Below are 18,790 nucleotides of genomic sequence, written 5' to 3'. Positions count from 1 at the left end.
GCGTAACCGTCGTTTCTCTCGACGGAGTGGGAGGCTGACCTTGGCTACGGCAGAAGACAGCAACGGCATACTGGCGGGGGATCTGCGCGATTTGTCGACGCAGGATCTTCACCGCAAGTATAGCGCCGAAGCGTCGGTCCACCGCAACATCTTGATCGCCCGCGGCACCGGCGTCGCGCCGCAGTGGCGCGAGTTCAAGACGTTCCTGTCCGAGGTGGGCCTCAGGCCGTCGCCGGAGCACAGCCTCGTTCTGCTGAATCGCTACGAGCGCACCTATGGTCCCGGCCGCGCCAAGTGGATGACCGCCGAGGAGCAGGCCGCCCACGAGATCGAATTCGACCGCCTGCGGGCGGAACAGCAGCGTGAAGAACAGCTGCTGATGCACAAGACCGCCGCCACCAAGCGCGCCAGCATGCCCGGCGCGCCGTCCTTCGGCCAATTCACGCCCCTGGGCGGCAGGCCGGTGGCCTTCACCGATGTGGCCCGCAAGCTGGCCATCCCGGTCTCGGCCCTGTCCAAAGCCATGCCGGCCGGCACGTCCGCCGACGAGCTGGTCAAGCGGTCCAGCACCGCCAACGAGCTGATCAACGAGCAGGCCACCTGGCTGCCGCCGGATCCGGTCCGCAAGGCCGGCTTCTTCGAGGCCTACCGCATCTGGCACCTGCAGGTGCAGCCGCAGTTCGGCCGCGCCGCCACCCCGACCTTCCTGTTCCTCTACATCGCCCTGCCGGTCATGAAGCAGTGCCGCGACGAGCTGATGGACCTGGACCTGTGGAATCCGCTGGGCCAGCGCGCGACGAGCGCGCGCGACGCCCATGTCTCGTGGAAGAAGTACACCGAGTTCATGCCGCGCGCGCAGGTGGCGCTGATGGAGATCCCCATCTACGCGACCTACTCGCTGCTGTCGGACCTGGACGCCTTGTGCGAGCGGATCACCACCGCCGAAAAGCGTTTCCGCGAAGGTCCGCAGAAGGTGATCCACACGCACCGGGCGGCTTAGGAGCTTAGGCTAGCCACACCATCATCCGCGTCGCCGCCGGCTCGCCGCGCGCGATCGAGGGCTTGTGCTCGACGACGCCGGTATAGAGGAAGCCGGCCTTGACCAGCACGCGGCCCGAGGCCTCGTTGTCGGCGAAGTGGCCGGCCACGACATAGCGCTTCCGCCAGGCCGAGCGGGCCCACTCCAGCGCGCTCCGGGTCGCCTCGGTGGCGTAGCCGCGACCCCAATAGGGCCGGCCGATCCAGTAGCCCAACTCGACCCGGTCCTCCGGCGTGGTGAACAGGCCGATGACGCCGATCAGGCCCTCGTCGGCCAGTTCGATGGCGAAGGTGTTGTCGCGCGCGCGATCCTGGGTTCCGCAACGGGCCACGAAGTCCTCGGCGTGGCCGCGGGTATAGGGCGCCGGCATGCGGGTGGTCATGCGCGCGACGTCATGATCGACGCAGAAGGCCGCCACGCGGTCGACATCGGCCTTGGCCGGCGCGCGCAGCGTCAGCCGCTGGGTCTCGATGACGGGTCTTTCTTCGATGACGCACATCGGCGCCTCCCAGAGTTTCCGGCTCCTCTTGCTTGGGAACCGTGACGCCGCCATGGCGAAGCTTTCGATTTTCATGGCGGCAAGACAAAACAAAAGCGGGGAGCCCGGCGTTCCGGACTCCCCGCTAGAGATCGTCTGTCCGGATCGTCTTCTGAGTGAGAAGCACGATCCGAAGAAACTCTGGTTCGTGCTTACTCGGCCGGTTGAGCGGCCGGAGTCACCGTCACGTACGTACGGTTATGCTTCTTGGTCACGAAGCCCACGGCGCCTTGCACGAGCGCAAACAGGGTGTGGTCCTTGCCGATGCCGACATTCGTGCCCGGATAGAACTTCGTGCCGCGTTGACGCACGAGGATGTTGCCGGCGAGAACCTTCTCGCCGCCGAACTTCTTCACGCCAAGGCGCTTCGACTCTGAGTCGCGACCGTTGCTGGACGAGCCGCCTGATTTCTTGTGAGCCATCTTGCTCTCCTACCTTTAGAAGGCGTCGCCCTTAGGCTTCGCCTTCCTCCGTGGTGGCGGCGGCCTTCTTAGGGGCGGCCTTCTTCTTCGGGGCGGCTTCGGCGGCCGGCTCGACGGCGGCGTCAGCAGCCTTCGGAGCCTTGGCGGCCTTCTTCGGGGCGGCCGGAGCGGCTTCCGAAGCGGTCGGGATCGTCGCCGGAACGGCGGCGTCGCCGAGGCCGCGGGCGCGGGCGTTCAGGATGACCTTCGGGGTCAGGTCGATCGCGCCGTCCCACTTGGCTTCCAGGCCAGCGCCGACGACCGACGTGACGCGCACGACGGACTCGAGTTGGCGGTGGCCGCGGGTGCGGCGGTAGCCCTGGCGACGGATCTTCTTGAAGATCTTCACCTTCTCGCCCTTGCGGGTTTCGAGCAGGGTGCCGGAGACGACAGCGCCGTCCACGGTGGGGGCGCCGACCGTCACGGCCTCGCCTTCGCCAAGCATCAGGACTTCACCGAAGGCCACGGCAGCGCCGGGTTCACCTTCGAGCTTTTCGACAACCAGCAGGTCGCCGGCTTGAACCCGGTACTGCTTGCCGCCGGTTTTGATCACCGCGTACATAGGTTAGCGCCTTAAAAACGTGCGTTCGCAAAATAGGGAACGCCCGCTCGGAAACCCGGCGGGCGAAGAGGGCGCGACTTATACAGCCAGAAGGCCGGGAGTCAACGCCGTTGGGCCGGAATCCGACGACCACGGCGCTTAAGTTCGATTAGGCGGATGCGACCCCTGGGATGTTATTTTATAACGCGCTATATGCCGTGACGTGAACTCAACCTTCTTTACCTCCATCGCCGTGACCGGTTTCGCCGTGGCTTTCCTGCACGCGGCGCTGCCCACGCACTGGCTGCCGTTCGTCTTGGTCGGCCGCGCCCAGAAGTGGTCCACCGGCCGCACCCTGGGCGTGACCCTGCTGGCGGGCCTCGGCCATGTGGGCCTGACGATCGCGCTCGGCCTGGGCCTGGTGGTCGCGGGCCTGGCGCTTGAACCCAGGCTGGGCGGCCTGTTCCACTGGGTGGTCGGCGGGCTGATGGTCGCCGTGGGCCTCTTCTATATAGCGCGAGGGCGCCACAACCACGCCCTGCCCGAGGCGGGCCGGCGCAGCTACGCCTCCGACCGCGCCGCGATCATCGCCCTGGTCACCCTGCTGACCTTGTCGCCCTGCGAGGCGTTCCTGCCCTATTACCTGGCCGGGATGCAGCACGGATGGCAGGCCTTCCTGGTGCTGAGCGCGGTGCTGCTGGCCGCCACCTCGGCCGGGATGCTGATCTTCACCAGCCTGTCGCTGGCCGGCTTCAAGCGCCTGGGCCTGCAATGGGTCGAGCGCTACGAGGAAACCATCCTGGGGGTGGCCCTGGTGCTGGTCGGCTTCGCGGTCGCATTCTTCAAGACCTAAACGGGCTTCAAGCCGCAAGCCGCTTTCGCTGGAGCCTCGAGGCTCCTAAATAGCGGCCATGACCCAAGCTCCCGCTCCCCCTCCTCTTGCTGGAAGTGGCAAGATCCCCGTCACCGTGCTGACCGGCTATCTCGGCGCCGGCAAGACCACGCTGCTCAACCGCATCCTCACCGAGGAGCACGGCAAGCGCTACGCCGTGATCGTCAACGAGTTCGGCGAGGTCGGCATCGACAACGACCTGGTGGTCGGGGCCGACGAGGAAGTGTTCGAGATGAACAACGGCTGCGTCTGCTGCACGGTGCGCGGCGACCTGATCCGCGTCCTCCAGGGCCTGATGAAGAGGAAGGGCGGCTTCGACGCCATCATCGTCGAGACGACCGGCCTGGCCGATCCGGGCCCGGTGGCCCAGACCTTCTTCGTCGACGACGACGTCAAGGCCCGCACGGCGCTCGATTCGGTCACCGCCGTGGTCGACGCCAAGCACATCATGCTGCGCCTCTCCGACAGCAAGGAGGCCGTCGAGCAGATCGCCTTCGCCGACCAGATCGTGCTGAACAAGACCGACCTGGTGTCGGAGGACGATCTGCGCCACGTCGAGGCCCGTATCCGCCGGATCAACCCGCTGGCCCCGATCCACCGCGCCCAGCGCTCGAACGTTCCGCTGGACGCCATCCTGGGCAAGCACAGCTTCGACCTGGAGCGGATCACCGAGCTGGAGCCGTCGTTCCTGAACCCGGCCCACGGCGAGGCCGGCCACGTGCACGACGAGCACTGCGGCCATGATCACCACCATCATGACCACGGGCACGACCATGGGCATGTCCATGACGAACACTGCGGTCATGATCACCACCATGGCCATGACCACGGCCACGCCAGCGCCATCCACGACGATGGCGTCAAGGGCGTCTCCCTGACCCTGGACAAGCCCGTGGACGGCCAGAAGATCACCGCCTGGCTGAACGACCTGCTGGCCAAGCGCGGCCCGGACATCCTGCGCGCCAAGGGCATCATCGACGTGAAGGGCGAGAACAAGCGTCTCGTGTTCCAGGCCGTCCACATGATCCTGGAAGGCGACTTCCAGCGCGAATGGACCGACAAGGACAAGCGCTACAGCCGCATGGTGTTCATCGGCCGCGACCTGGACGAGGCCGAACTGCGCAAGGGCTTCGAGGCGACGGCGGCCTAGGCGGCCAGACCGCCCAGGATCTGGGCCAAGAGGCGGCTCGACAGGGTCTGCGTCATCGGCGAGGCGGCGAAATCCGCCGCCGCCTTGTCGCGCAGACCGCCGATCTCGCGCGTCAGGTACTTGATCGTCCCGGCCGGGCCCGACTCGCGCTCGGCTTGGTCGGCGGCGAACTGCTCACGGAGCCTCTGCCGGTCCTCGTCCGTGCGGACCGGGGGCGACGCCACGGTCTCGTCGTCGGGGCCGGAGCGGATCTGGCTCCATTGCGCGGGCTCGACATCGACCCGCAGCGCGCTCGCCGACAGTCTCAGCGGCATCGCCGCGGCCATCTCGTCCTGCGAGCGCAAACCGTCGCCGTCGGCGTCGCGTCCCAGGAACACGGGGCCGGACAGGAAGCCGTTGTCCAGGGTGTCGGCCCGGCGCAGCGCCTTCTCGGCCTCCATTTCATCGTCGGACAGCTTGCCGTCGCCATCGATATCGGCGCGGGCGAACAGGCTGGCCACCGCCTCCGAGGCGGAGCCCGACGGCGGATTGCCGCCCATCGACGGGGCGGCGGCCATTTCCGCCCGGCTGATCTTGCCGTCCTGGTCGGCGTCCAGGCCCTTCATCATCGTGGCGAAGGCGTCGCTGGACCGGGTCGAATCCCCCGCCTTCAGTTCGTCGAGGCTCAGGCCCTGGTCGGTGTCGGTGTCCAGCCGGTCGAAAAGCTTCTGATACAGCTGCTGGGTGAGCGCGCCGCCGCCGATCGTCGTCATCTGTCTGGGCTCCGCCGTTAAGGGATGGCGAAAGGACAAGCAAGGATCGCGCCAAGGTAGAGCTTGGGGCAAACAAAAAGCCCCGGAGCCTGAGCTCCGGGGCTTTCGTGTTTGGCGATCGCCGAAGCTGCTTAGTGCAGGTCTTCGTTGATCAGGCCGACCTTGAACCAGCCCGAGGTCTGGAGTTGGTTCAGGACGCCCATGAAGTCGGCGTACAGCACGTCGGCGTCGGCGCGGATCATGACGCGCTGCTCGTCCTTCGGGCCGGTTTGGCCGGTCGCGGCGAACTTGGCGTTCAGATCGGCTTCCAGGCCGTCGAGGCTGGTCTGCTTCTCGGCGATGAAGATCGCGCCCGACTTCTGGATCGAGATGAAGACCGGCTCCTTCGGCTTCGGAGCGTTCGGGGGCGGCGGAACCGCCGGTGGCAGGTCGATCTTGATCGAGGTCACGGCCATCGGCACGGCGACCATGAAGATGATCAGCAGCACCAGCAGGATGTCCACGAAGGGCGTGACGTTGATTTCGGAATTCTGGCCCAGCGAATAACGGCCACCGCCGCCGCCAGCAAGTTTAGCCGCCATAGCCTGACTGTCTCCCAGAAGGCCGCGCCGACACGGGCGCGCCTGAAATGTCGTTACCTCGCCACGTCTGGCGTAGACGGGCGCGGAAGTAAAGCCCGACGACGCAGCGCAATGGCAACCCCCTTTTCGACTCTTTTTGACCGAACGCCGTTCGAACGTGCAGCTTCGTGGGTACGGCTTCGCCCGAGGCGCGAATTGCGCCTCGCGGGCGGGCTTTCTGAAAGAGTCTGGTCGTCGGCGGCCCGGCGCCTTATCTCGCGCGCATGATCTTTTCTTTTGACGCCTTCGTCACCGACGCCCTGTTCGATCGCTCCGGCCGCGCCGTGTTCGCCCTGGGCGACGGCACCGTCCGCCTTCAGACCGAGGACGGATTCGTCACGGTCGAGGCCCATGGCGGTCCGATGGGCGGGGCCGTCCTGGCCGCGGCCGTCCATCCCAGCGGCGTCGGCGTCGTCACCGGCGGCGACGATGGCAAGGTGGTCTGGAGCCGAATCGAGGGGGGCGAGGTGGTCGCCACCTTGATCGCCGAGGTGAAGAACAAGTGGATCGAGCACGTGGCGACCAGCGCCGCCTCGGGCCTGATCGCCTTTACGGCCGGCAAGGAGGTCCACGTCCGCGACGCCGCCGACCCGGCCTTCGCCCGGACGTTCACGCACGAGAAGACGGTGTCGGGCCTGGCCTTCGAGCCCAAGGGCCGTCGCCTGGCCAGCGCCACCTACGGCGGAGCCCAGCTGTGGTACGCTCGCATCGCCGACCAGAAGCCGACCGTGTTGAAGTGGGCCGGCAGCCATATCGCCGTGGCGTTCAGCCCGGACGGGAAGTTCCTGATTTCGTCGATGCAGGAGAACCAGCTGCACGGCTGGCGCCTGTCCGACGGCAAGGACATGCGGATGGGCGGCTACCCCTCGAAGATCAAGAGCGTGGCCTTCTTCGACAAGGGCAACCTGCTGGCCACGGCCGGCGCCTCGGGCGCGGTCATCTGGCCGTTCGCCGGCGCCAACGGCCCGATGGGCAAGGAAGCCGCCGAGATCGGCTTCTCCCGCGATTCGATGGTCGTCCGGGTGGCGGGGATCGACGCCCAGCCGGTCTGCCTGGCCGCCCAGGACAACGGCAAGATCTGGGCCGCGCACATGCGCAACGGCCGCATCGAGACCCTGAAGGCCGAAAAGGGCGCCCCGATCAGCGCCCTCTCGACCAGCGCCGACGGCCGGTTCTTCGCCTGGGGCGACGAGAGCGGCGAGGCGGGCGTGCTGGAGATTCCAGACCTTTCCGGGCCGCGCCAGTTCGCCGGCTAGAGCTCGCGGGTTAGAACCCCTTCAGCTCTCCCCACTCCTCGAACGGGGCGCGCCGCGAGCGGAAGTTGTTCACCGGCGCGGCCTCGTCGCGGTAGCCCAGGGCCATGCCGGAGAACAGCATATGGCCTTCCGGCAGGCCGACATGGTCGTCGACGATCCTGTTGTAGTGCGACCAGAACTCCTGCGGGCAGGTGTCCAGGCCCCGCTCGACCGCCAGCAGCATGAAGGTCTGCATCAGCATGCCGACGTCGCTCCACTGCGGCGGGCCGCAGCGGCGGTCGATCGAGAAGAACAACTGCACCGGCGCGCCGAAGCCCTGGCCGTTGGTCGAGAACCACTGCAGGCGCTGGATCTTGTCCTCGCGCGGGATGCCCAGCGCGCCGTACATGTCCTCGCCGACCTGGAAGCGGCGCGTACGCAGCGGCTCCCACAGATTGGCCGGATAGACGTCGTATTCGGTCGGGTCGGGCGCGGCCACGCGGGCCAGCATGGTCGCCTTAAGCGTCTCCAGCGGCTCGCCGGCGATGGCCTGGACGCGCCAGGGCTGAAGGTTGCCGCCGGACGGCGCGCGGGCGGCCGCTTCCAACAGTTCGCGGACCAGGGCCCCATCCACGGGATCGGGCTTGAAGGCGCGCACCGACATGCGGCGGTTGACGGCGTCGATCACGTCCATCGAAGGCTCCCTGAAACCCGTGTATCTATGTCGCGCGACAGCGGCGATGCGTCTGGTTAGCATCCGTCCGCAAGGTCAAGACAAGTGGACTTCTCGGTTACGTTTCTTGGGGGCGTTTCGTGCGGCGGCTGTTGCGGAATATCGCGCTGGCTCTGTTCATCGTGCTGGTGGCCGGACCGGTGGTGACGGTGATTCTCTATCGCTTCATCCCGCCGCCGGTGACCCCGCTGATGGTCATTCGCGCCGTCGAGGGCCGGGGGCTGGACCATCGCTGGAGGCCCCTGGACAAGGTCGCGCCGGCGCTGCCGCGCGCCCTGATCGCCGCCGAGGACGCCCGGTTCTGCGAGCACCACGGCTTCGACTTCGACGCCCTGCAGAAGGCCTACGCTAACAACGAGGCCGGCAAGAAGATCCGCGGCGGTTCGACCATCAGCCAGCAGACGGCCAAGAACGTCTTCCTGTGGCCGGGGCGCTCCTATGTCCGCAAGGGCCTGGAGGCCTGGTTCACGGTGCTGATCGAGCTGCTGTGGGGCAAGCCGCGGATCATGGAGGTCTATCTCAACTCCATCGAGTTCGGCTCGGGCATCTACGGCGCTCAGGCCGCCTCGCAGCGCTATTTCGGCGTCGACGCCGACAAGCTGACCCAGGCCCAGGCCTCGCGGCTGGCGGCCATCCTGCCCAGCCCGCTGAAGTGGCGGGTGATCAAGCCGGGCAAGTACGTGGCCAAGCGGACCCAGAAGATCGGCAAGGCCTCGGGCGCGGTGCGCCGCGACGGCCTGGCTGATTGCTTGGGCTAGGAGGAAACATGCCCGTCGCGCCTGGACCCACGCTCGAGACCGAACGCCTGATTCTACGGCCGCCGGCCGATGCCGATCTCGACGGCTGGGCGATGCTGATGGCGGACCCGCAGGCCGCCCGTTTCATCGGCGGCGTCCAGCCGCGCGCCTTGGTCTGGCGCGGTATGGCCGCGATGGCCGGATCCTGGGCCTTGCACGGCTTTGGCATGTTTTCGGTGATCGAGAAGGCCAGCGGGGCCTGGATCGGCCGCATCGGTCCCTGGCGGCCGGACGGCTGGCCCGGCGATGAGGTTGGCTGGGGCCTGCTGCCGTCGGCGCAAGGGCGGGGTTATGCGGTCGAAGCGGCGACGGCGACGATGGACTGGGCCTTCGATCACCTGGGCTGGACCGACATCATCCACTGCATCGATCCGGAGAACATCCCGTCCCAGAACGTCGCCCGGCGCCTTGGCGCGGTCAATCGCGGGCCGGGCAGGTTGCCGCCGCCGCACGACGCCAGCAAGGTCGAGCTCTGGGGGCAGACGGTCGATCAGTGGCGGATGCGTAGCCGCTAGCCGTTCTGGCCGAGAAACGCGTCCGGCGCGCTCCGCATCGCCAGCATGACGCCCACGGGCCGACCTAATCCACCGCCAGGATCACGTCCGACGCCGCGATGTGCGCCTGGACCTTGGCGCCGACCGCCAGGCCCCAGGCCGTGTCGCCTGGCTTCAAGGTCGCCGTCAGGCTCTTTCCCGCCGAGAGCGCGATCGTCACCTCGGCCGACGCGTCGCCGGCCTCGCGGTCGACGATCTCGCCGGGCAGGCGGTTGTCGCCGTCGCCCCCGAGGGGATCGGCGCCGATCCGTACGAAGCTGGACTTGATCAGGGCGATCGCCGCCCGGCCGGGCGCGAGGTTCAGGTCGTCGACGCTGCGCTGGGTGATCGAGGCGCGCAGCGACAGGCTGTCGGTCAGCGCCAGGGTCACGACCGCCGTGACGCCGTCGCCCTCGATCGCCGTCACCACGCCGCGCAGCGCGTTGCGGGCGCTGGTGCGCAGACCCAGGCTCCACAGCGGTTCGGCGTCGCCCGACAGATCCGCCTCCAGCCGCGCGAAGGCCGCGCCGACCTCGCGCTCGGCGGCGCGGAAGGCGCGGATCACCGCTTGCCCGCGCGGCGTGACCTCGGTCGTCCCGCCGCTTCTGCCGCCGGGCGCCGCGCTGACCAGGGGCGCGTCGAAGAGGTTGTTCAGCGCCTGGATTCCGTCCCAGGCGCCCTTGTAAGAGAGCCCCACGTGCTTGGCGGCGGCGCTGATCGAACCCAGACCGGCGACGGCCTCCAGCAGGGCGATGCGTTCCAGCCCCACGCGGGTCAGGCCGCCGCGCTTCAGGATCAGGGAGGCGCTGAAATCGTCTTCGCGAGCCACTGTTTCACCGTTATGTACAGGAGCTACATAACCGCAGCCCGATACCGTTGAGAGGGTAGGACTAACAGATGATCGCGCGCCGTCCGATGCTGATCGCCGCCCTGTCCGGGGCTCTGTCGCTGGTTCTGGGCGGGGCGGCCTTCGCGGGCGAGACCAAGGTCGCCGTGGCCGCCAACTTCACCGAGGCCGCCCGAGAGATCGCCGCCAGGTTCAAGGTCAGGACCGGCCATGACGCGATCTTGAGCTTCGGCTCCTCGGGCCAGTTCTACACCCAGATCGCCAATGGCGCGCCGTACGAGGTGTTCCTGTCGGCCGACGCCGAGCGGCCGGGGAAGGCCGAGGCCGAGGGGCTCGCCGTTCCGGGATCGCGCTTCACCTACGCCACCGGCCGTCTGGTGCTCTACAGCAAGACGCCCGGCCTGGTGGACGGCCCAAATGCCAAGGGCGGGGCCGTGCTCAAGACCGGCAAGTTCGAGAAGCTGTCGATCGCCGATCCCAAGGCCGCGCCCTACGGTCAGGCGGCGGTCGAGACCCTGACCAGGCTGAAGCTCTACGACGCGCTGAAGCCGAGGATCGTGCAGGGGGCCTCGATCACCCAGGCCTTCCAGTACGTCCAGACCGGCGCGGCCGAGCTGGGCTTCGTGGCCCTCTCACAGGTGATCGCCGAGCCGGGCGGCTCGCGCTGGGTCGTGCCGGCCGCCGACCATGCGCCGATCGACCAGCAGGCCGTGCTGCTGAAGACCGGCGCGAACAGCGAGGCGGCCAAGGCCTTCCTGAAGTTCCTGAAGGGCGGCGAGGCCAGGGCGATCATCAAGCGCTACGGCTACGAGGTCCGCTGATCGTGACGGAGGTCCTGTGGCTGACGGGCAAGCTGGCGGGGATCACCACGGTCCTGCTGCTGGCCTTGGCCACGCCCCTGTCCTGGTGGCTGGCGCGCGGCCGCTCGGCCCTGCGCGCGCCCGTGACGGCGCTGGTCGCCCTGCCGATCGTGCTGCCGCCGACCGTGCTGGGTTTCTATCTGCTGATCGCCCTGGGCCCGAAAAGCCCGTTGATGGCGCTGTTCCAGCCGTTCGGAGTCCGCACCCTGGCCTTCACCTTCGAAGGGCTGGTGATCGGCTCGCTGATCTATTCGCTGCCGTTCGCGGTGCAGCCGCTGCGCAACGCGTTCCTGGCGATCGGCGACGAGCCGCTGGAGGCCGCCGCCACCCTCGGCGCCTCGCCTTGGCAGCGCTTCTGGCGGGTGGCCTTGCCGCTGTCGATCCCCGGCTATGTCGCCGCCGCCATCCTGGTCTTCGCCCATACGGTGGGTGAGTTCGGCGTGGTGATGATGCTGGGCGGCAATATCCCGGGTGAGACCGCGGTGCTCTCGACCGAGATCTATCGCCTGGTCGAGGGCATGGAGTGGGGGAGGGCGCACCAGCTGTCGCTGATGCTGCTGGCCTTCGCCTTCCTGGTGCTGTTCACCCTGCTGGGGCTGGAAGCACGCTCGAAGATCCTGCTGCGCGCGCGATCATAGACGGCGCGCGGCTTGGCCGCCGCGCTCCAGGCGACCGAAATCGGACGCGCCTTGCGCTCAGCGACCGTCGAGATGGAACTTGATCAGCGCCTTGGCCGAGCGCGCCACGGCCTTTACCGGACCGCCGGCGCCGAGCGTCACGCGCGCCCCCGAGGCGCCTTCCATCAGCAGCATCAGAGAGTCCGCGAGGTCGTCGTCCTTGGCTCCCGCGGCCCGGGTCAGGGCGTTGATCCGGCGGTACAGCTCTTTCTTGTAGTTGACCGAGACCACCTGGGCGGGGTGGTTCTCCTCGTGCAGTTCGATGGCGGCGTTCGACAGCGGGCAGCCATGGATATCGGCGTTGCAGGCCTTGGTCTCGAAGGCGTCGAAGATCGCCTCCAGCTGGGCGCGGGGTTCGGTGCAGCAGCACGACGTCACCTCTTCCCACCAGGCCCAATAGTCGCGCTCCTGCTCGCGCAGCACCTCGGCGACCAGTTCGTCCTTGGACGGGAAGTTGCGATACAGCGTCATCTTGGTGGCGTCGGCCTCGGACGCGATGGTCTCGACGCCGACCGCGCGGATGCCGTGCTGATAGAACAGCTCGCGGGCGGTCTCGAAGATCCGGTCCCGCGCGGGGCGCTTGGATAGCGGCGCGCTAGGGTTAACCCCCGCCGTTTCCGTGTCGCCCCCGACAACGTCCCCAGAATTTCTCGTCGCCATTTTGGCAGACCTCTCCTTGACGTGCGAGTTACCGGTCAGTATCTCTCGGCTTGTCGATGATACCGAACGGTCTCGTCACATCCTAAATCGTCCTTCCAGTCGCTCGGGTCAAGTAACAGTCCCTGCGACATTTCCTCCCTTAAACCCCAAAAAAGGAGCGCGCGCCAATGCCCCCGCAAACAAACGTTTACGTCGACGCGCCCCAGGCCAAGCCGGCTAAGGGTTTGCTGGGTCTATTTAAATCTCAGGCCGGTCCCAACCGGCGATGGATCGGACAATCCCCCCATGGGCCAACGGTGCGCTCCTTGGGCGACACCTGGTCCTCGAACACCCGACGCTCCGCCCGGCGGCCCGTCTGGGAATGACAACAAGAACCTCCTCTTCCTCCTCCCCGCTTCACCTCCCGACAGGGTCCTCCCCCATGCGTATTCAACCCGTCATCACGTCCTTCGCCGGCCTCGCCGCCGTGGCCGTGCTGGCCGCCTGCTCGGCCCAGGCCAAGCAGGAAGCCGCCGCCCCGCCGCCCGTGCAGGTCACCGTCGCCGACGTCGCCTTCAAGTCGCTCCGCCAGTGGGACGACTTCACCGGCCGCCTCGAGCCGATCGACACCGTCGAGATCCGTCCGCGCGTCAGCGGCTATGTCGACGGCGCGCAGTTCTCCGAAGGCGCTCGCGTCCGCAAGGGCCAGGTGCTCTTCCAGATCGACCCGCGCCCCTACAAGGCCGAGGCTGACCGCGCCGCCGCCGAGGTGTCGCGCGCCAAGGCCCAGCTGGACCTGGCGACCATCAACCGCGAACGCGGCCGTCGCCTGATCGAGCAGAACGCCCTGGCCCAGAGCGAATTCGACCGCCTCGCCTCGGAAGAGCGCGCGGCCCAGGCCAATGTCTCGGCGGCCCAGGCGGCCTACCAGACCGCCCGCCTGAACCTGGAATGGACCAAGGTGACCTCGCCGATCGATGGCCGGATCTCCAAGACCATCATCACCCGCGGCAACCTGGTCACCCAGTCCTCGCTGATGACGACCGTGGTGTCCGACACCCCGATCTACGCCGAGTTCAACGCCGACGAGCAGACCTTCCTCAAATACGCCTCGGCCGAACGCGGCAAGGGCAGCCCGGTCTATATGGGTCTGATCACCGAGGACGGTTATCCGCACGAGGGCAAGCTGTCGTTCATCGACAACGCTCTGGACGCCAAGAGCGGCACCATCAACGGCCGGGCGATCTTCGCCAATGCCGATGGCCGCTTCACCCCCGGTCTGTTCGCCCGCATCCGCCTGGTCAGCGCCGAGAGCCAAACCGTGGCGCTGGCGCCCGACCGCGCCATCGGCACGGACCTGGGCAAGCGCTTCGTCGTGGTGGTCAACGGGAACAACAAGGCCGAGTACCGCCCGGTCGAGATCGGCCCATTGGCCGGCAACCTGCGCATCATCCGCTCGGGCCTGAAGCCCGGCGACCGGGTGATCGTCGGCGGCCTGCAGAAGGTCAAGCCGGGCGACACCGTGGCGCCGGTCAAGGTCAAGACCGACCTCGCCGACCTCTCGCAGCTGGAAGTCGGCGGCCGCCAGATCGCGGTCGGTCGCTCCGCCGGCCAGAACTAGGTTCGTACCTGAAGCGTAACGCCCGGCTCGCGTGACTGAGCCGGGCGTCTTTTTCGAGGGTTTTCGCGGCTTCTTTCGCCCGCCGGATGGCGGGGAGGGGCCCTGCATGCCCGACGCTTACCCCAACGGCTCCTCCCCGGAACGCCCTCTGGAACGACAACCATGTCCTTCTCAAAGTTCTTCGTGAACCGACCGCGTTTCGCGGCGGTGCTCTCGATCATCATCTTCATCGCCGGCCTGGTGTCCCTGCCCCAGCTGCCGATCAGTGAATATCCCGAAGTGGTGCCGCCGACCGTGGTCGTGCGCGCCGCCTATCCGGGCGCCAACCCGTCCGTCATCGGCCAGACCGTCGCCGCTCCGCTGGAGCAGGCGATCAACGGCGTCGAGGGCATGATCTACCAGTCGTCGCAGTCGGCCGCCGACGGGGCGATGGTGCTGACCGTCACCTTCGCGCTCGGCACCGACCTGGATAAGGCCCAGGTGCAGGTCCAGAACCGCGTCGCCCAGGCCCTGCCCAAGCTGCCCCAGGAGGTGCAGCGCATCGGCGTGACGACGGACAAGGCCTCGCCCGACCTGACCCTGGTCGTGCACATGATCTCGCCGAACAACCGCTACGACATGCTGTACCTCAGCAACTACGCGCAGCTGAACGTGCGTGATCGGCTGAAGCGCATCGACGGCGTCGGCGACGTGCAGATCTTCGGCGCCGGGTCTTACTCGATGCGCGTCTGGCTGGATCCCGAGAAGCTGGCGGCCCTGTCGATGACCGCCGGCGACGTCGTCCGCGCCCTGCGCGAACAGAACGTCCAGGTGGCCGCCGGTCAGCTGGGCGCGCCGCCCAACGCCGGTTCGGGCGCCGACTTCCAGCTGTCGATCAACGCTCCCGGCCGTCTGACCGACGAGGAGCAGTTCCGCGACGTGATCATCCGTTCGGGCGACGACGGCCAGATCACCCGCCTGGGCGACGTGGCTCGCGTGGAGCTGGGCGCCAACAACTACGCCCTGCGCTCCTTGCTGGACAACAAGTCCGCCGTGGCCATGCCGATCTTCCAGCGTCCGGGTTCGAACGCCCTGGAGATGGCCGCCAACGTCAAGAAGACCATGAAGGAACTCAAGAAGGAGTTCCCCGAAGGGGTCGACTACGAGATCATCTACGACACCACGGCCTTCGTTCAGGAAAGCATCGACTCGGTGGTCCACACCCTGATCGAGGCCATCATCCTGGTCGTCATCGTGGTGGTGGTCTTCCTGCAGGGCTGGCGCGCCTCGGTGATTCCGCTGATCGCCGTGCCCGTCAGTCTGATCGGCACCTTCGCCGTGATGCTGATGCTGGGCTTCGGCCTCAACGCCCTGACCCTGTTCGGCCTGGTGCTGGCCATCGGGATCGTCGTCGACGACGCCATCGTCGTGGTCGAGAACGTCGAGCGGAACATATCCCTGGGCCTCGCCCCGGCCGACGCCACCCGCAAGGCCATGAGCGAAGTGACCGGACCGATCATCTCCACGGCCCTGGTGCTGTGCGCGGTGTTCATCCCCACCGCCTTCATCAGCGGCCTGTCGGGCCAGTTCTACCGGCAGTTCGCCCTGACCATCGCCATCTCGACGGTGATCTCGGCGATCAACTCCCTGACCCTGTCGCCGGCCCTGGCCGCCGTCCTGCTGCGCAGCCACGACGCGCCGAAGGACCGCTTCCAGAAGCTGATCGACGCGGCCCTGGGCTGGCTGTTCAACCCCTTCAACCGCTTCTTCGCCAAGGCCTCGCACGGCTATGTCGCCACCGTGGCCAGGACCCTGGGCCGCTCGGCCGCGGGCCTGGTCGTCTACGGCGTCCTGCTGGTCCTGACGGTGTTCGCCTTCTCCAAGACCCCGACCGGCTTCGTGCCGCAGCAGGACAAGGCCTATGTGGTCGCCGTCGTGCAGCTGCCCGACGCCGCCTCGCTGGACCGCACGGAGGCGGTGATCCGCCAGATGGGCGAGATTTCCAAGGGCGTGCCTGGCGTCAAGAGCTCGGTGGCCTTCCCCGGCCTGTCGGTGAACGGCCTGATCAACAGCCCCAACTCCGGCGCGGTGTTCTACACCCTCACCGACTTCAAGGACCGTCGCGACAAGGACAAGCAGGCCGGCGCCATCGTGGCGGCTCTGAACCAGAAGTTCGGCGCCATCCCCGACGCCCAGATCGCCGTCTTCCCGCCCCCGTCCGTCCAGGGCCTGGGCACCATCGGCGGCTTCCGTATGCAGATCGTCGACAAGGCCGGCCTTGGCCCCGACGAGCTGAACAAGGCCACCCAGAACCTGATGGACAAGGCGCGGCAGGACCCCGCCCTGGCCGGCATCTTCTCCAGCTATCAGGTCAGCGTTCCGAAGATCCAGGCCGACATCGACCGTGAGAAGGCCCGGGCCCAGGGCGTGTCCCTGACCGACCTGTTCGAGACGATGCAGGTCTATCTGGGCTCGCTGTACGTCAACGACTTCAACCGCTTTGGGCGGACCTACGAGGTCAACGTGCAGGCCGACCAGCGCTTCCGCCTGCAGCCCGAGCAGATGCTGCGCCTGCAGACCCGCAATGCTCAGGGCCAGATGATCCCGCTGGGCGCCTTCGTGAACTTCCACGAGACCACCGGTCCCGACCGCGAGAGCCACTACAACGGCATGCTGACCGCCGAGATCAACGGCGGCCCGGCCCCGGGCTTCTCGACCGGCCAGGCTCAGAAGGCGCTGGAGGACCTCGCCAAGAAGGAGCTGCCCAACGGCATGGGCTATGAGTGGACCGAGCTGACCTACCAGCAGATCCTGGCGGGCAACACGGCGATCTTCATCTTCCCGCTCTGCGTGCTGCTGGCCTTCCTGGTGCTGGTCGCCCAGTACGAAAGCTGGAGCCTGCCGCTGGTCGTCATCCTGATCGTTCCGATGACCCTGCTGTCGGCCCTGGCCGGCGTGTGGATCAGCAAGGGCGACAACAACATCTTCACCCAGATCGGCCTGATCGTGCTGGTGGGGTTGGCCTGCAAGAACGCCATCCTGATCGTGGAGTTCGCCAAGGAACGCGAGGAGCACGGCGACAGCCCGCTCCAGGCGGTCCTGGAGGCCTGCCGCCTGCGCCTGCGTCCGATCCTGATGACCTCGATCGCCTTCATCATGGGGGTCTACCCCCTGGTGGTGTCGCACGGGGCCGGGGCGGAGATGCGCCGCGCCATGGGCGTGGCGGTGTTCTCCGGCATGCTGGGCGTGACCGTCTTCGGTCTGATCCTGACGCCGATCTTCTACTACGTCATCCGCCGCAACACGGCCCGCCGGGCCGCAAGCAAGGCGGTGAATCCGACGGCCCCGGCCGTGGAGGCTCACTGATGTCCGTTTTCGCCAACACCCTGCGCGCCGCGCTGATCGCCGGCGTCTCCCTAACGGCCGCCGCCTGCGCGGTGGGCCCGAACTACAAGGCGCCGGCCACCCCGCCGGCGGCCTTCCAGAACGCCGACCCGGCCGTCTTCACCGCCGCCAATCCGGAAGCCGAATGGTGGAAGGCGTTCGGCGATCCGGTGCTGGACCAACTGGTCGGCCAGGCCTTCTCGGCCAATCTCGACTTGAGGATCGCCGTGGCCCGCGTGGCGGAGGCCCGGGCCCTGTTCACCGAACAGAAGCTGGACCTGCTGCCGCACGTCACCGCCGACGGGACCTATGTGAAGAGCGACCAGCAGCAGCCCGGCTCGAACGGCCAGCGCGTCGAGAGCCAGACCTACCAGGCCGGCTTCGACGCCGGCTGGGAGATCGACCTGTTCGGCCGCGTGCGTCGGGGCGTCGAGGCGGCGGGGGCGGAGGCCGGCGCGGCCCAGGCCGACCTGCGCGACGCCCAGGTCACGGTCGCGGCCGAGGTGGCTCGGAACTATCTCGAACTGCGCGGCGCTCAGGCTCGCCTGAAGGTCGCCAATCGCAATCTGGAGACCCAGCGCGAGACCCTGCGCCTGACCAAGGTGCGGTTCGACGCCGGAGCCGGCAGCCCGATCGACGTGGCCTCGGCCCAGGCGCGCCTGAACGCCACGGAGGCGGCGATCCCGGGCCTGATCACGGCCGAGAAGCGCGCCAACTACCGCCTGGCGGTCCTGACGGGGCAGCGCCCCGGCGCGCTGGACGCCCTGCTGGTCCCGCGCGATGTCGACACGCGGCCGCTGGTCACCGCCCTGCCGATCGGCGACGCCGGCGACCTGCTGCGCCGTCGTCCGGATGTGCAGGCGGCCGAGCGTCGCCTGGCCGCTCAGACCGCGCAGGTGGGGGTGGCCACGGCCGACCTCTTCCCGCGCGTCTCGGTGACGGGCTTCATCGGCTTCCTGTCGGGAACCTCGGCCGGCTTCGGCAACGGCGCAAGCAAGGCCTGGTCGGTGGCCCCCAGCGTCAGCTGGCCGGCGCTCGACCTGGGCAGCGCCCATGCCCGCCTGCGCGCGGCCCGAGCCCGCGACGACGCGGCCCTGGCCAACTACGATCAGACCGTGCTGCGGGCTCTGGAGGACCTGGAGAACGCCCTGGTCTCCTATCGCCAACAGCAGGCTCAGCTGACCAGCCTGACCGCCCAGGCGGCGGCCTCGCGCCGCGCGGCCGAACTGGCCCGCATCCAGTACAAGGAGGGCGGCATCGACTTCCTGGTGCTGCTCGACGCCGAACGCACCCTGCTGGCCGCGGAAGACGCCCTCAGCGTCGCCGAGACCGGCGTCAACACCGACGTCGTGGCCATCTACAAGGCGCTCGGCGGCGGCTGGAAAGCCTGAAACCAAAGGTTCGCCCCGGTCGTTCGACGGCCGGGGCGAACTATTTTCACGGCGCCGCTTGCATCTGTACAGCAAACTCAATACCAACGACGCAACATGTG

Annotated in this window: 19 protein-coding genes; 11 read left to right on the top strand and 8 right to left on the bottom strand. The window is 67.8% G+C overall.

Annotation, left to right across the window (positions count from 1 at the left end; genetic code table 11):
• The first annotated feature begins 40 nt into the window (after window positions 1–40).
• Window positions 41–1,000, top strand: coding sequence for a hypothetical protein (locus EIK80_RS10630; protein WP_125156958.1), 960 nt, complete (start codon window positions 41–43; stop codon window positions 998–1,000).
• Window positions 1,001–1,004: 4 nt separating this feature from the next.
• Here EIK80_RS10630 and EIK80_RS10625 read toward each other — a convergent pair whose 3' ends face one another.
• From EIK80_RS10625 to rplU, 3 genes are all read right to left on the bottom strand, one after another.
• A complete protein-coding gene (locus EIK80_RS10625) occupies window positions 1,005–1,538 on the bottom strand; it encodes a GNAT family N-acetyltransferase (RefSeq protein ID WP_125156957.1) in 534 nt (177 codons plus the stop codon).
• A gap of 191 nt (window positions 1,539–1,729) precedes the next feature.
• The gene (gene rpmA, locus EIK80_RS10620; RefSeq protein ID WP_096052697.1) at window positions 1,730–1,999 is read right to left on the bottom strand and encodes a 50S ribosomal protein L27; all 270 of its coding nucleotides are present in this window, start codon (window positions 1,997–1,999) and stop codon (window positions 1,730–1,732) included.
• A 31-nt stretch (window positions 2,000–2,030) separates the two neighbouring features.
• Window positions 2,031–2,600, bottom strand: a complete 570-nt coding sequence (rplU, locus tag EIK80_RS10615) for a 50S ribosomal protein L21 (RefSeq protein WP_125156956.1) — start codon at window positions 2,598–2,600, stop codon at window positions 2,031–2,033.
• A 202-nt stretch (window positions 2,601–2,802) separates the two neighbouring features.
• On the opposite strand from rplU, the gene EIK80_RS10610 reads away from it, so the two are divergent.
• Window positions 2,803–3,432, top strand: coding sequence for a hypothetical protein (locus tag EIK80_RS10610; protein ID WP_125156955.1), 630 nt, complete (start codon window positions 2,803–2,805; stop codon window positions 3,430–3,432).
• Window positions 3,433–3,490: 58 nt separating this feature from the next.
• Window positions 3,491–4,621: a GTP-binding protein gene (locus EIK80_RS10605; RefSeq protein ID WP_125156954.1), complete on the top strand. Its 1,131-nt coding sequence runs from the start codon at window positions 3,491–3,493 to the stop codon at window positions 4,619–4,621.
• Here EIK80_RS10605 and EIK80_RS10600 read toward each other — a convergent pair.
• Both EIK80_RS10600 and EIK80_RS10595 read right to left on the bottom strand, forming a co-directional pair.
• Window positions 4,618–5,373 (bottom strand): EF-hand domain-containing protein, encoded by a 756-nt coding sequence (locus tag EIK80_RS10600; RefSeq protein ID WP_125156953.1) that lies wholly within the window; start codon window positions 5,371–5,373, stop codon window positions 4,618–4,620. The two genes, EIK80_RS10605 and EIK80_RS10600, sit on opposite strands and share 4 nt — an antisense overlap.
• Window positions 5,374–5,504: 131 nt before the next feature.
• A complete protein-coding gene (locus EIK80_RS10595) occupies window positions 5,505–5,954 on the bottom strand; it encodes a biopolymer transporter ExbD (protein ID WP_125156952.1) in 450 nt (149 codons plus the stop codon).
• Window positions 5,955–6,217: 263 nt separating this feature from the next.
• On the opposite strand from EIK80_RS10595, the gene EIK80_RS10590 reads away from it, so the two are divergent.
• Window positions 6,218–7,249 (top strand): WD40 repeat domain-containing protein, encoded by a 1,032-nt coding sequence (locus EIK80_RS10590; protein ID WP_125156951.1) that lies wholly within the window; start codon window positions 6,218–6,220, stop codon window positions 7,247–7,249.
• A 10-nt stretch (window positions 7,250–7,259) separates the two neighbouring features.
• Here the strand turns inward: EIK80_RS10590 and EIK80_RS10585 are convergent, their stop codons facing one another.
• Window positions 7,260–7,922: a nitroreductase gene (locus tag EIK80_RS10585; protein ID WP_125156950.1), complete on the bottom strand. Its 663-nt coding sequence runs from the start codon at window positions 7,920–7,922 to the stop codon at window positions 7,260–7,262.
• A 119-nt stretch (window positions 7,923–8,041) separates the two neighbouring features.
• On the opposite strand from EIK80_RS10585, the gene mtgA reads away from it, so the two are divergent.
• The gene (gene mtgA / locus EIK80_RS10580) at window positions 8,042–8,719 is read left to right on the top strand and encodes a monofunctional biosynthetic peptidoglycan transglycosylase (protein ID WP_125156949.1); all 678 of its coding nucleotides are present in this window, start codon (window positions 8,042–8,044) and stop codon (window positions 8,717–8,719) included.
• 8 nt (window positions 8,720–8,727) lie between these two features.
• A complete protein-coding gene (locus tag EIK80_RS10575) occupies window positions 8,728–9,273 on the top strand; it encodes a GNAT family N-acetyltransferase (RefSeq protein WP_125156948.1) in 546 nt (181 codons plus the stop codon).
• Window positions 9,274–9,337: 64 nt separating this feature from the next.
• Here EIK80_RS10575 and EIK80_RS10570 read toward each other — a convergent pair whose 3' ends face one another.
• Window positions 9,338–10,120 (bottom strand): TOBE domain-containing protein, encoded by a 783-nt coding sequence (locus tag EIK80_RS10570; RefSeq protein ID WP_125156947.1) that lies wholly within the window; start codon window positions 10,118–10,120, stop codon window positions 9,338–9,340.
• 68 nt (window positions 10,121–10,188) lie between these two features.
• Here EIK80_RS10570 and modA point away from each other — a divergent pair, with 68 nt between their 5' ends.
• Together modA and modB are read left to right on the top strand one after the other, a co-directional pair.
• Window positions 10,189–10,959, top strand: coding sequence for a molybdate ABC transporter substrate-binding protein (modA, locus tag EIK80_RS10565; protein WP_125156946.1), 771 nt, complete (start codon window positions 10,189–10,191; stop codon window positions 10,957–10,959).
• A gap of 2 nt (window positions 10,960–10,961) precedes the next feature.
• Window positions 10,962–11,636 (top strand): molybdate ABC transporter permease subunit, encoded by a 675-nt coding sequence (modB, locus tag EIK80_RS10560; protein WP_125156945.1) that lies wholly within the window; start codon window positions 10,962–10,964, stop codon window positions 11,634–11,636.
• Window positions 11,637–11,693: 57 nt separating this feature from the next.
• Here modB and EIK80_RS10555 read toward each other — a convergent pair whose 3' ends face one another.
• Window positions 11,694–12,335, bottom strand: coding sequence for a TetR/AcrR family transcriptional regulator (locus tag EIK80_RS10555; protein ID WP_125156944.1), 642 nt, complete (start codon window positions 12,333–12,335; stop codon window positions 11,694–11,696).
• A 421-nt stretch (window positions 12,336–12,756) separates the two neighbouring features.
• On the opposite strand from EIK80_RS10555, the gene EIK80_RS10550 reads away from it, so the two are divergent.
• From EIK80_RS10550 to EIK80_RS10540, 3 genes are all read left to right on the top strand, one after another.
• Complete coding sequence (locus EIK80_RS10550) at window positions 12,757–13,935, top strand: efflux RND transporter periplasmic adaptor subunit (RefSeq protein ID WP_125156943.1); 1,179 nt, start codon at window positions 12,757–12,759, stop codon at window positions 13,933–13,935.
• 162 nt (window positions 13,936–14,097) lie between these two features.
• Window positions 14,098–17,280, top strand: coding sequence for an efflux RND transporter permease subunit (locus tag EIK80_RS10545; RefSeq protein WP_125156942.1), 3,183 nt, complete (start codon window positions 14,098–14,100; stop codon window positions 17,278–17,280).
• Window positions 17,280–18,689 carry an efflux transporter outer membrane subunit gene (locus EIK80_RS10540; RefSeq protein WP_125156941.1) on the top strand — a complete coding sequence of 470 codons (1,410 nt, stop codon included), beginning with the start codon at window positions 17,280–17,282 and terminating at the stop codon, window positions 18,687–18,689. The genes EIK80_RS10545 and EIK80_RS10540 overlap by 1 nt, the downstream gene beginning before the upstream one ends.
• Window positions 18,690–18,790 lie beyond the last annotated feature (101 nt).

It is taken from the genome of Caulobacter sp. 602-1 (assembly GCF_003931565.1).
In the GTDB taxonomy this organism is placed as follows: domain Bacteria; phylum Pseudomonadota; class Alphaproteobacteria; order Caulobacterales; family Caulobacteraceae; genus Caulobacter.
This window is presented reverse-complemented; position numbering and strand designations above follow the sequence as displayed.